The sequence below is a fragment of the Gordonibacter sp. An230 genome (genome assembly GCF_002159915.1).
In the GTDB taxonomy this organism is placed as follows: domain Bacteria; phylum Actinomycetota; class Coriobacteriia; order Coriobacteriales; family Eggerthellaceae; genus Rubneribacter.
Window position 1 is genome coordinate 24,840 of the sequence record NZ_NFJP01000026.1, and the last position, 11,961, is coordinate 36,800.

Genomic DNA, 11,961 nt, shown 5'->3' on the forward strand with positions numbered 1-11,961 from the left:
TCGAAAGGAGTTGCACATGACCGAGTCCGTATTCCAGGGGCGCAGCCTCCTCTCCACGAGGGACTACACCAAAGACGAGCTGACGTACCTCATCGGGTTCGCCGAGCACCTCAAGGACCTAAAGAAGAAGGGCGTCGAGCATCACTACCTCGCGGGCAAGAACATCGCGCTTCTGTTCGAGAAGACCTCCACCCGCACCCGCGCCGCCTTCACCACCGCGTGCATCGACCTGGGCGCGCACCCCGAGTACCTGGGCAAGAACGACATCCAGCTGGGCAAGAAGGAGACGGTGCGCGACACCGCGCTCGTGCTGGGCAGCATGTTCGACGGCATCGAGTTCCGCGGATTTGCGCAGGAGCACGTGGAAGACCTCGCAAAGTACAGCGGCGTGCCGGTGTGGAACGGCCTCACCGACAAGGAGCATCCCACGCAGATGCTGGCCGACTTCATGACCATGAAGGAGAACTTCGGCATGCTGGAGGGCCTCACGCTGGCCTACTGCGGGCAGGGTCGCAACAACGTGCAGAACTCCCTCATGATCACGAGCGCCATCCTGGGCGTGAACTACGTGAACGCCACGCCGGCCGAGCTCGAGCCCGATCCGGCCATCGTGGAGGTGGCGCAGGCCTTCGCCGCTCAAAGCGGCGCGCACATCACGGTGACGAACGACCCGGTGGAAGCCGTGAGGGACGCCGACGCCGTGTACACGAACGTGTGGGCGGCCATGGGCGAGGAGTCCCAATTCGCCGAGCGCGTGCGCCTCATGTCGCCTTACCAGGTGAACGCCGAGCTCGTGAGTCACGTCAAGAACCCCGACTGGATATTCCTGCACTGCCTGCCGGCCTTCCACAACGCCGAGACGGACTACGCCGCCGACATCAAGGACAAGCACGGCATCGAGGCCATGGAGGTCACCGACGACGTGTTCTACTGCGATCGCGGCCGTCAGTTCCAGCAGGCCGAGAACCGCATGCACACCATCAAGGCCATCATGGCCGCCACGCTGGGCAACCTGTACATCCCGCGCGTGTAGGAAGCGGGGATGCTGCCAAACCCGTCGAGTCGTGCTGTTGGATCATGGCCTTACCGGGGGCGGCGGCATCCGTTCTCGCGCGTTTTCGGGGAAGGGGCGCGCCTGTGTCTCGTGGCAGCCTAAGGGGCTTTCGCCCTTGGGGCTTGGCTGCACACGCCCCGAACCCGGTTCGTCCATTCTGTCCGTTGGTCGCAAGGCATAAGGGAGGGCTTTGCGACCCATGAGAGAAGGGGGCTTCCATGGCTGAAGAAGTGGAAGCGAAAAAGAAAGTGAAGAAAAAGTTCAAGATGCCGAACACGTACGTGATACTGTTCGCCATCATCGCGCTGATTGCGCTTTTGACCTGGGTTGTTCCGGGCGGTGCGTACGATTTGACCGAAGGCGGCGATGCCGTTGCGGGCACGTACCACACCGTGGAATCCAACCCGCAAGGCCTGTGGGACATCTTCATGGCGCCCATCACGGGCATGCTGGGCGGCGGCACGGTAAGCGGCGCAATCTCCATCTCGCTCACCATCCTGCTGTTCGGCAGCCTGCTTGAGATGATGGATCGCACGTGTGCGCTGAAAACCGCCATCAAGCGCATCACCAACGCCAACCAGAACAACATGCACCTGCTCATCGCCATCCTGGTTGTCATCATGTCGTTCTTCGGCACGTTGGAAGGCGCTTACGAGGAAGGCATCGTGTACTTCTTGATGTTCGTCCCGGTTATCTTGGCCTTAGGGCTCGATACCGTGACGGCCATCATGATCGTGGTGTTCGGCACCCAGATCGGCTGCCTGTCGTCCATTATCAACCCGTTTTCCACGGGCATTGCGTCCGGCATCGCGGGCATTTCGCCCGGCGAGGGTATGCTGGAGCGCGTGGCGATGTTCGTCATCTTCGACGCCATTGTGATTTTCCTCATCTGCCGCTATGCGGATAGGATCAAGGCGCACCCGGAGAAGTCCATCCAGTTCTTCCGTCGCGAGCAGGACTTGAAAGAATTCCCCGCAGCCGATGACGGAGACCTTGCCCTCACGGGCCGCCAGAAGGGCGCGCTGGCTCTGTTCGTCCTCACATTCGTGTTCATGATCATCGGCCTGACGCCATGGACGTCGCTCAACCCCGATTGGACGTTCTTTGAGGACTTCGTGGCCTGGGTGGCCGCTACGCCTATCGTGTGCAACATCCTGGGTACCGACATGACGGCATTCGGCAACTGGTACTTCCCTGAACTGTCGATGATTACGCTCGTCATGGTCATCCTCATCGGCGTGGTCATGCGCTACAGCGCCGATGAAACCATCGACATCATCCTCAAAGGAGCCGCCGGTCTGGTTCCCACTGCGTTCGTTGTGCCGCTGGCGCGAGGCATCCAGGTTGTCATGGACAACGGCCAGATAACCCCGTCTATCCTGCATGCCTGCGAGGGCGCGTTGGCCTCGCTTCCGCCCGTGGCGTTCGTCATCGTGGCGCTGGTGTGCTACTTCCTGATTGCCTGCCTGATTCCCTCGTCCACTGGCCTTGCCGCCGCCACCATGGGCATCATGGGCACGCTGTCCCAGTTCGCGGGCGTGGACGTGTACATCATGGTCATCATCTACCTGATGGCGCTTGGCTTGGCGAAGATGATTACCCCGTGCTCCATCGTGGTGATGACATGCACCGCCGCCGCGCACATGAGCTACGGCGACTGGGTGAAGAAGGCCGCGCCTATCGTCGGCATCCTCTTTGCCTGCTGCTGTGCGTTCTTGGCAGTGCTGGTAATGATTTAAGACCCGAGCGACCTGTACGCAAGTGATCGAAGACCATGCTAGAGAAAGGAGACTCCCATGGCTGAAGACGAGAAGGTGTACGTGTCGAACGCCACCAATCCGCTCAAAAAGGTGATGATGTGCTCGCCGCGCTACTACAAGTTCAACGGCATCAACGTGATCACCGCCGAGTGGATGAAGAAAGGCGATAAGGAGAAAAACGAGGTCATGGTGTCCGAGTGGCAGATGCTCGTGGACGCCTACAAGGCCAATGGCATCGAGGTCGTGGAGGTGGAGGCGCGCCCCGAGTTCGAGGTGATGACCTTCGCCCGCGACTACGGCTGCATGATCAAGGAAGGCGCCGTGATAGGCCACTTCCGCCATCCGGTGCGTCAGGTGGAGGCCGTGGCCTACGAGGAGAAATTGAAGGAGATGGGCGTGCCCATCGTGGCCCGCGTGAACGCCGGCTGCATGGAGGGCGGCGACTTCTGGATGATCGACGAGCACACGCTGGCGTTCGGCCAGGTGGACCGCACCGACCAGGCCGGCGTGGACAACCTGCGCGACCAGCTGCAGAAGTTCGGCTACACCGTGGTGGGCGTGCCGTGCCCGCCGGACAACCTGCACCTCGACATGATTTTCAACATCGTGGCCCCGCAGGTGGCGCTTGCCTGCATCGACCAGCTGCCGTACAACTTCCTGCAGATGCTCCGCCGCCGCAGCTTCGAGCTCATTCCCGTGGACAGCGAGGACATGTACAAGCACGGCTGCAACGTGCAGTGCATCGGCGACGGCAAGGTCATCGCCATCGAGAAGAACAAGCACATCAACGACAAGATGCGCGCGCTCGGCATCGACGTCATCGACGTGCCGCTCGACCAGATCCTGCATGCGGGCGGCGGCCCCCACTGCCTCACGCAGCCCATCGAGCGCCCGTAACGCGAGCAGGCCGTCCGCGGCGCTTGAGGCTGCGGACGGTCGCCTTGCCCGCCTGGTCGCGCGTTTGATCGGGCGGGCTTTGGAAGCGCGGGGCGGGGAGTTCCGGGGTGCAGTCGGGAGGGTCGAAGGCGATGCCTGCCGTATGTGGGAGGGCGCGTCCGTTGGGAATGCGCGCAGTTCATGTTGGAGGCGCGGCGACGTCTGCTGCGTGCGGGAGGATGCGCTCCGTTCGCCTGCGCGACAATCTTGCGAACGGGGCGCATGGGTGGATGCGAAGAGGGGCGCTGCTCGCTTCCGCCGTCCCTTTCCGCCATCCGCTTTCCGGCTTCCGCTTCCCGCTTGCGGCGTTTGTCATCGTCCTCCCTTGAGCCCCCATGCCCCCGTCCCGTTCTTCGTCTTTTGTCACGTCTTCGGATGCGAGCGAATAGGAGATGCTCATGAAGGTTCTGATCTGCGATCACCCCGACTCCATGATGCCCGATCACGCGTTGGAGATCGAAACGCTGCGAGCGGGCCTCGGCGCGGACGTCGAGGTGGAGGTGTACGAGTACGACGAGGCCGACCGCGGCGGGTTCTACGCCCGCCTCGCCGACGCCGACGCGCTGCTCACGGCGTTCGTCACGGTGGACGCCGAGGCGATGGACCATGCGCCGAAGCTCAAGGTGGTGTCGCTCAACTCCACCGGATTCGACCAAGTTGATTTGGACGAGGCAACGCGGCGGGGCATCGGGGTATGCCCGGTGGGCGAGTACTGCACCTGGGACGTGTCGGAGAGCGCCATCGCGTATATGTTCGCGCTTAACAAGCACCTCAAGTTCTACCAGCGCGAGATCGACGAGCGCCACAGGTGGGATTACGCCGCCGCTCCGCAGTGGCCGCGTCTGGAAGATCAGGTTTTGGGAATCGTCGGGTTCGGAAAGATCGGCAAGTGCACGGCTGGGAAGGCGTCGGGTTTGGTGAAGCGCGTGATAGCGTGCGACCCGTACGTGGAGGACGCGGAGTTTTGCGAACGCGGCGTGACGCGCGTGACGAAAGACGAGCTTCTAGCCCAGTCCGACATCATCGTGAACCATATGTGCCTAACCGAGGAAAACGCACGCTACTTCGACGAAGCGGCGTTCGCCGCGATGGCGCGCCGACCCCTCTTCATCAATTTGGGCCGCGGCCTGTGCGTGGACGAGGAGGCGCTCGTGGCAGCGCTCGACGCGGGCGCGTTGCGCGCGTTCGGCGCCGACGTGCTGTACGACGAGACGCCCGATTTGGCGAGCCATCCGCTCGTGGGGCGCGACAACGTGATCATCACGCCGCACTCGGCGTTCTACTCGACGACGGCCATCGAGGACTTGGAGCGTCTGAGCTGCGAGAACATCGTCCACTTCCTGAAAGGGGAGAAGGAGCGGGTGTTCAAGCTGGTCAACGAGGTGCGATGAGGCTCGCGTTGAGCGGGGCGTAGGCTTCGAGAGGCGGGCTTGGCCGGGCGTTTGAAGGTGGACGGCTGCGGGTGCGCGTGTTCGCGGGGCGTTGAAGGAGGGGCGAAACGATCATGGGCGGGGGCGAGGGCCGGGCTCCGCTCGTGATCGCTGCGCTTCTTGGCGCACGGTCGCGGCCGCCGATGCGCAGCGCGGTCGTTTCGCGCATGGTTGCGGCCGCTTCTGTCGAGCGAGCACCGCTCGCCAGCATGCGCAAAGGCAAAGGCCGAAGGTTCGCTTCACTTCCCGCGTTTCGAAATGCGGGAGGGTCCTTTCCCGCGGGTGGGGTAGCGTACCCGACTGCATTCGCCGAAAAGGCAGGCGAAGAACAGGGCGGCTCCTGTTGCCGCGACAAGTGCGATTGCCTTGCAGGTTGTTCCGAGCGATCTGCCCATAAGCCCTCCCGTCATCTGCGACATGCGCGCTTTTCGTCTTTCGTACAGTATGGACGCTGCACCTTACGGGTGGCTTGGGGAACGCTTACCTCGTCCTTACGTGATCGTAAGCCGTTCTTCTTCGTCTCGCGCCTCTCTTCTCCTCTCGGCCTCTTACGCTTATGATTGCAGCCCCGGCTTTTCCACGCTCCATCCCTTTTCGTGCTTCCGCCTCCCCGCCTCAGTTTCGCTCGTGCCCCTCCTTTCTCGTTCCTTGCATTTTTCTCATCCATGCCCGTCTCTTCCTGCCTTCCGGCTTCTCGCTTCACGTTGAGCCAACGGCGGTATTGCTTGAGCAGCTGGTCTTATGCCCGTCTCTTCCTGTCTTCCGGCTTCTCGCTTCCCTCTTGAAAGACATCGCGTCATATAGTACTATGTAATACATAGTATAAGACTAACGGAGGTATATAACGTGGACGCGCAGATGAAGAGAGGGTTTCTCGAAGCGTGCGTGCTCGCGTCGATACGCACCGAGGACTCGTATGGGTACCGTATCCTGCGAAGCGTTCCCGATGTGCTGGGCTTGACCGAATCGACGTTGTATCCGCTGCTCAAGCGGTTGGAGGCGGCGGGGCATCTGACGGTGCGCTCCGTCGAGCACAACGGGCGGCTGAGGAAGTATTACCGCATCACGTCCGAAGGTCGCGCGCGGTTGGACGAATTCGTGGACGAATGGGACGACGTGCAGGCGATCTACCGGTTCATCAGAGGCGAGGAAGCGAGGGGCGACGCATGAGCAAGATGGGAAAGCGGGAGTTCTTGGAGGCGCTTCGGTGCGAGCTGGCCGGCCTTCCCGCATCGGAGGCAGACAAGTCCGTCGCCTTCATCGAGGAGATGATCGACGACCGCATCGAAGACGGTTCGTCCGAGGCGGAGGCCGTGGCAGCGCTTGGAGGGCCTTCGGAGGTGGCGCGGTCCATCGTGGCGGAACTGCCGCCCATTCCGAAAGCCATTGCGAAGTCGAAGACGGGCAGCGCTTCGGTGAACTGGATTCTGGCCGTGGCGCTTTCGCCTATTTGGGTGACGCTTGCGCTTGTTGCCGCATCGGCGGCGTTCAGCGTGTACGTGTTGATTTGGGCGCTTGCGTTTTCGGTCTGGCTTGTGTCCGGCGGACTTTTGCTGGGGGCTCCGCTTGGACTGATCATGTTTGTGTATTGCGTGGCGACTGGGATGCCGGTGGTGGGGGTGTGGCAGTTGGGCGGCGGGCTGCTCTGCTTCGGCTTGGGAGTGTTCTGCCTGTTCGGAGCAAAGAGGGCGAGCGTGTGGTTTATCGAGGCGTCGCGGAAGTACGCGGCGAAAATAAAGTCGCTGTTCGTGAAGGCGCCGAAATCCGGGCGATTCGACGAGAAGGGGGCTGCGCATGAAGGGTAACATGAAGCGGTGGTTTGCAATTGCCGGGGCGTGCTGCGCTTTGGGGATTATGCTCATGATGGCCGCGCTGATGGTGGTCGGGTTCGACGTGCGGCAGCTTCAGATGCCCGTTCCTGCGGGAATCAGCATCCCGGGAGTACCGGCTTCCTCCGAGCCGTCGGCTGCTCCGTCGTCTCCGGCTGCTCCGGCAATGCCCGAGGTTCCTGCGGCTCCTGAGTCTCCTGCCGCTTCGGCGGCGTTTCGCCAAACGCTTCCTCCAGCTGCCTTTGAGGTTTCCGGCTTGCCGACCGGACCGGTGGTTTTCGCCTCCGCGATCTCGTCTTCGGCGGCGTCGGTTCCATCGGCTACGGCGTCTGTGGCTTCCGAATCGTCGGTCGTCGATTCGCCCAAACCGTCCGCAGGGGAGGAGCCTCCGGCTGCGTTCGGATTTTCGGACAAGCTCTCCATCTGGCTTCGCGCCCTCTCCTTCGTTGCCGATTCGCTCTGGTAGTCGTGCGATCTCTGCTCGCGGGTGCTTCTTTCGGCGGCAAGGCAAGGGTCGGTGATCGAAGTCGGGTTGGAAGCTTTTGAAAGCATCAGAGTTTGGGGCGTTGTTATCGAGCGAACATCGAAAAATGGGGAGGCGGTGCGGAAAGCCGTTCGAAATGGCACAGATCGCGCCTTGTGCATGGATCGCGGACTTTTTTCGGTGCCCCTTGCTGCTGCACCGCCTCCATTTCCGCAGGTCGCTGATTTTCAGAAAGCGAAAAACGCTCTGAACGGAGTTCGACATCTATGCACAAGGCGCGATCTGTGCCATTTCGCACGGTCCCTCTTGCCAAATCGCCGTCGGCGTGCGCGAATCGGCGGGTCGGACGGACGCGGCGGGGGCGGGGCGTCGCTATCGATTAGAGCCGGCGGAGGGCGACATCTCTCCATGGGGCGCGAGGCCTTCGTCAAGCGGGGCGCCGCTTTCGACTGGGGGGCGGCGGAATGCTGCTGGCGAGAGAGTCCGTGATACGGCGGTGGATGCCCCCCTCCTCCGCTCGATGCATCTGTTGACGTGCGGGGGGCCGGGGACCGGCGTGTTCGGAGGTGGTTGCCCCCCCCCCGTTTCTTTTCGGAAGCCGAGTTTTCCATGCAAATCGAAGCTGTGCACGTCTTGCCGCCCTCTTCGGGGCGTCTGCTTCAGGTCGCATGTCCGTGCGGGGTCCGATGGCAGTCCGGCGGGCATGGCGGGTTGCGCTGTCCGTTTCGGGTTGCGCATCTGGGCGTGGCTCGATTTTCGCGCAGGCGTCTCGTGCCTTCTCATCGCTTCGCATTCCCCATGGAAAACGCGTTTGACGACGGGTTTTCGCTCGGTTCCGCGCTGGATGTTTGGTATAGTGGTAATCCGACCAGCATTCCCCGGACGAGAAAGAACGTCATGTCGCTCATCATATGCAAATTCGGAGGCACGTCCGTCGCTTCGCCCGAGCGCATCCAGATGGTCGCGAAGAAGCTTATCGCGAAGAAGCAGCAGGGACACGATGTGGTGGCTGTCGTTTCGGCCATGGGCAAGACCACCGACGAGCTGGTGGGTCTGGCGAACCAGTTGAACGACAACCCGCCCGCCCGTGAGATGGACCGGTTGTTGTCCACCGGCGAGCAGGTGTCCATGACGTTGCTCGCCATGGCCATCGAAGCGCGCGGCTACAAGGCCATGAGCTTCACCGGTCGCCAGGCTGGCATCGAGACGGACGGCGCCCATGCCAAGGCGAAGATCATGATGGTGCACACCGAGCGCATCACGGAGGCTTTGGACAAAGGCATGATCGCCGTGGTGGCGGGCTTTCAGGGCATCGATGCGAACGGCGACATCACCACGCTTGGCCGCGGCGGCTCCGACACCACGGCGGTGGCGGTGGCCCATGGCTTGGGCGCCGACGTGTGCGAGATCTACTCCGACGTGGACGGCGTGTACACGGCCGACCCGCGCGTGTGCCCGCGCGCCAAGAAACTGGACGCCATCAGCTACGACGATATGCTGGAACTGTCGGGCGCCGGTGCCGGCGTGCTGCAGATGCGCGCCGTGGAGTTCGCGCGCAAATACGAGGTGGTCATCCATTCCCGCTCTGCGTTCTCCGACGCGACGGGCACCTATATCAAGGAGGAAACCGACATGATGGAGGAAGCCGTCATCACCGGCATCGCCCACGACACGTCCGAGGTGAAGTTCACCATCCGCGGCGTGCCCGACATGACCGGTGTGGCTGCGAAGGTGTTCAGCGCGCTGGCGGGCAACAACGTGAGCGTGGACATGATCATCCAGAACATCTCCGAGGACGGTTTCACCGACATCAGCTTCACGTGCCCCGGCGCCGATCTGGCGCGCGCTAGCGAAACGGTGGAGCGCATCCTGCCTGGCATCAATGCGCGCGATTACGACGTGGACGAGGACATCGCGAAAGTGAGCCTCGTGGGCACGGGCATGAAGTCGTCGCCCGGCGTGGCGGCGCGCGCGTTCTCGACGTTGGGGGAGAACCAGATCAACATCCTGGCCATCTCCACCTCGCCCATTCGCCTGTCCGTGGTGGTGGACGGCGCGCAGGCCGCCGCTGCCGTTCGCTGCCTGCACACGGCGTTCGATCTGGACAGCGACAGCGTGTTCGAGGAGACGCAGCTCTCTGCCGAGGAGATCGCGGCGAAGATGGCGAAGGGGCGGTGAGGTTCCGCCGTTCCGCAGTTCCGCCGGTCTACCGACCGGCGGAACTGCTTGACGCTGCGTGGCGCTGGAGTGCGCCGCCTTCGCGCGATCTCGCGAACTCACGTACGAAGCACACTTCGTCCGCGCGATCCCACGAATGCGGTGCACTCCAGCGCCGCTCGCTGACTTACTACGCCAACCTATAGGTTTTTTGAAAAAGGGGGTTTTCGATGGCGTGGGCGAAGATCGCGCCGGCGAATCCGGCGGCGGCGATGGCCGGGACTGCCTGATCGGGGGCTGGCGGAAACCGTCGGGAGCGCGTCGTCGAAAGATCGGCGCTGCATGCGAGGCGGGGCGCTTCTCGTGCTAGAATGTCGATGGATCGGCGAACGTAGGTTCTGAGCGTCGGGCGGCGCCTTCTTTTGCGAAAGGAGGCGACTCGCTTGGATGCCATGCTCGCGTTCCTTCAGCTGGCAGCTTGGCTGCCGGGTTGGCGGCTGCGATCGTCGGGCTGCTGCAGGAGGCGGTGGCGTTCGCCAAGACGCTGATGGCGCATCAAAAAGATGACCGCTAGCAGCAACTAGCGGTCTATCCACTTTAACGGTGCCGCCTGGTCTTCACCTCAGGCGGTCCGCTGACTTTTGTAGTATAACCGCATCGAGGGCGTTTTTTGCAACGGGTCGGGTTTTTCGTGCAGCAAAGGAGCAGCGAATGACGTGGACGAAGATCATGCCGGCGCGGCCGGTGGTGGCGGTGGCGGGGGCCACGGGCGCGGTGGGCGCGGAGTTTCTGCGCGTGCTGCACGACCTTGACTTCCCGGCGAGCGAGGTGCGGGCGCTGGCCTCGGCGCGCTCGGCGGGCAAGAAGCTGCCCTTCGACGGCTGCGGCGACGTGCCGGCGGGCGATCTGACCGTGCAGGAGATGACGCCCAAGAGCTTCGAGGGCGTGGACATCGCGCTGTTCAGCTGCGGAGCGAGCGTGTCGAAACAGCTGCGCGAGGCCGTGGTGCGCGCCGGCGCGGTGATGATCGACAACTCGAGCGCGTTTCGCATGGACGCGGACGTGCCGCTCGTGGTGCCCGAGGTGAACCCGGGCGACATCGCGTGGCATTCCGGCGTGATCGCGAACCCGAACTGCTCCACCATCCAGATGGTGGTGGCGCTGAAGCCGCTCTACGACCTGGCGCGCATCACGCGCGTGGTGGTGTCCACCTATCAGGCGGCGAGCGGCGCCGGCGCGCCGGCGATGGCCGAGCTGTACGACCAGACGCGCGAGTTTCTGGACGGCAAGGCCGACGACGAGCTGACCGTCGAGGCGTTCCAGCACCGCATCGCGTTCAACTGCATCCCGCACATCGACAAGTTCCTCGACGACCGCTCCACGAAAGAGGAGTGGAAGATGGTCGTGGAGACGAAGAAGATCATGGGCGACGAGCGCATCCGCGTGGCCGCCACCTGCGTGCGCGTGCCCGTGCTGCGCTGCCACGGCGAGGCGGTGAACGTGGAGTTCGCGGATGAGGTGAGCGTGGAGGCTGCGCGTGCGGCGCTGGCGGCGGCGCCGGGCGTGACGCTTCTGGACGACCCCGCCGAGAACGCGTATCCCATGCCGGGGCTTTTGGCGGGTACGAACGACACCTACGTGGGCCGCATCCGCCGCGATGACACGGTGGATCACGGCTTGGCGCTGTGGGTGGTGGCCGACCAGATCCGCAAAGGCGCGGCGCTCAATGCCGTGCAGATCGCCCAGCTGCTGCTTCCGTAGGAGGATGCGCCTGCAAGCCTTGCGACATCCCGCAGACGCGCTTCCGTTCGGCTGTCATTTCGGGCTCAGGCGTTTGGCGAGCGGGTTCTGGCGAATTCTGCGCTCTGCGCGCCTAGCGGGATCGACGGGGCTGCCAAGGGGTTCTGATCTGCCAGCCTGCGGGGGTCCTCTCCACGAACAGGAGCCCGGCGAGGAGCAATGCCGATCCCATGCAGGCGAATCCGGACAAGAACAGCGCGACCATCTCGATCATCGTTGCTTCCACAGCGCTCTCCTTCTGCGATCCGATACGTTGGGGACAGCTTATCGGCTGGGCTGTTAAGAAGGTACAAAGGAAACGCGCTGATGGTTAAGATTCCGCGAGTGCGGTCTGCGATCCTCTTCGCACAGGCATGGGGCGCGCTTCTGGTCGAACGCTCGGTCGGCAAGCGGCGCTGCGGTGCTTGCCTGATCGGTTCGCGATCCCGCCGGCATTTTCCCAGCATCGCCAACCTCGTCGCTCTTCGCGGGCTGCCCTTTGCTCGCTGAGGTGTGCGGGACGTCTTTTCGC

10 protein-coding genes are annotated in these 11,961 nt (G+C 63.1%); 9 read left to right on the forward strand and 1 reads right to left on the reverse strand.

What is annotated here, in order from left to right:
- Positions 1-16: 16 nt before the first annotated feature.
- The 9 genes from argF to B5F40_RS12505 all read left to right on the forward strand — a co-directional run bounded on the left by argF (position 17) and on the right by B5F40_RS12505 (position 11,411).
- A complete protein-coding gene (argF, locus tag B5F40_RS12465) occupies positions 17-1,033 on the forward strand; it encodes an ornithine carbamoyltransferase (protein WP_087194610.1) in 1,017 nt (338 codons plus the stop codon).
- Positions 1,034-1,272: 239 nt separating this feature from the next.
- Positions 1,273-2,793, forward strand: coding sequence for a YfcC family protein (locus tag B5F40_RS12470; protein ID WP_087194611.1), 1,521 nt, complete (start codon positions 1,273-1,275; stop codon positions 2,791-2,793).
- A gap of 57 nt (positions 2,794-2,850) precedes the next feature.
- On the forward strand, positions 2,851-3,711 hold the full coding sequence (locus B5F40_RS12475) for a dimethylarginine dimethylaminohydrolase family protein (protein ID WP_087194612.1): 861 nt from the start codon (positions 2,851-2,853) through the stop codon (positions 3,709-3,711).
- 437 nt (positions 3,712-4,148) lie between these two features.
- On the forward strand, positions 4,149-5,141 hold the full coding sequence (locus B5F40_RS12480) for a hydroxyacid dehydrogenase (RefSeq protein WP_087194613.1): 993 nt from the start codon (positions 4,149-4,151) through the stop codon (positions 5,139-5,141).
- An 885-nt stretch (positions 5,142-6,026) separates the two neighbouring features.
- On the forward strand, positions 6,027-6,350 hold the full coding sequence (locus tag B5F40_RS12485; RefSeq protein ID WP_204217398.1) for a PadR family transcriptional regulator: 324 nt from the start codon (positions 6,027-6,029) through the stop codon (positions 6,348-6,350).
- Positions 6,347-6,985: a DUF1700 domain-containing protein gene (locus tag B5F40_RS12490; protein ID WP_162610974.1), complete on the forward strand. Its 639-nt coding sequence runs from the start codon at positions 6,347-6,349 to the stop codon at positions 6,983-6,985. Before B5F40_RS12485 ends, B5F40_RS12490 begins: the two co-directional genes overlap by 4 nt.
- A complete protein-coding gene (locus tag B5F40_RS16020; protein ID WP_140396506.1) occupies positions 6,975-7,475 on the forward strand; it encodes a hypothetical protein in 501 nt (166 codons plus the stop codon). Before B5F40_RS12490 ends, B5F40_RS16020 begins: the two co-directional genes overlap by 11 nt.
- Positions 7,476-8,390: 915 nt before the next feature.
- Positions 8,391-9,671 carry an aspartate kinase gene (locus B5F40_RS12500; protein ID WP_087194616.1) on the forward strand — a complete coding sequence of 427 codons (1,281 nt, stop codon included), beginning with the start codon at positions 8,391-8,393 and terminating at the stop codon, positions 9,669-9,671.
- Positions 9,672-10,361: 690 nt separating this feature from the next.
- Positions 10,362-11,411 carry an aspartate-semialdehyde dehydrogenase gene (locus B5F40_RS12505; RefSeq protein WP_087194617.1) on the forward strand — a complete coding sequence of 350 codons (1,050 nt, stop codon included), beginning with the start codon at positions 10,362-10,364 and terminating at the stop codon, positions 11,409-11,411.
- A gap of 112 nt (positions 11,412-11,523) precedes the next feature.
- On the opposite strand, the gene B5F40_RS16305 is transcribed toward B5F40_RS12505, so the two are convergent.
- Positions 11,524-11,676, reverse strand: coding sequence for a hypothetical protein (locus B5F40_RS16305; RefSeq protein ID WP_162610975.1), 153 nt, complete (start codon positions 11,674-11,676; stop codon positions 11,524-11,526).
- Between the last annotated feature and the right edge of the window lie 285 nt (positions 11,677-11,961).

Excerpts from the sequence above, each read along its gene's own strand:
- B5F40_RS12470 (WP_087194611.1), top strand. The coding sequence starts at position 1,273 with ATGGCTGAAGAAGTGGAAGCGAAAAAGAAAGTGAAGAAAAAGTTCAAG.
- B5F40_RS16020 (WP_140396506.1), top strand. The coding sequence starts at position 6,975 with ATGAAGGGTAACATGAAGCGGTGGTTTGCAATTGCCGGGGCGTGCTGC.
- argF (WP_087194610.1), top strand. The coding sequence starts at position 17 with ATGACCGAGTCCGTATTCCAGGGGCGCAGCCTCCTCTCCACGAGGGAC.
- B5F40_RS12490 (WP_162610974.1), top strand. The coding sequence starts at position 6,347 with ATGAGCAAGATGGGAAAGCGGGAGTTCTTGGAGGCGCTTCGGTGCGAG.
- B5F40_RS12505 (WP_087194617.1), top strand. The coding sequence starts at position 10,362 with ATGACGTGGACGAAGATCATGCCGGCGCGGCCGGTGGTGGCGGTGGCG.
- B5F40_RS12475 (WP_087194612.1), top strand. The coding sequence starts at position 2,851 with ATGGCTGAAGACGAGAAGGTGTACGTGTCGAACGCCACCAATCCGCTC.
- B5F40_RS12500 (WP_087194616.1), top strand. The coding sequence starts at position 8,391 with ATGTCGCTCATCATATGCAAATTCGGAGGCACGTCCGTCGCTTCGCCC.
- B5F40_RS12480 (WP_087194613.1), top strand. The coding sequence starts at position 4,149 with ATGAAGGTTCTGATCTGCGATCACCCCGACTCCATGATGCCCGATCAC.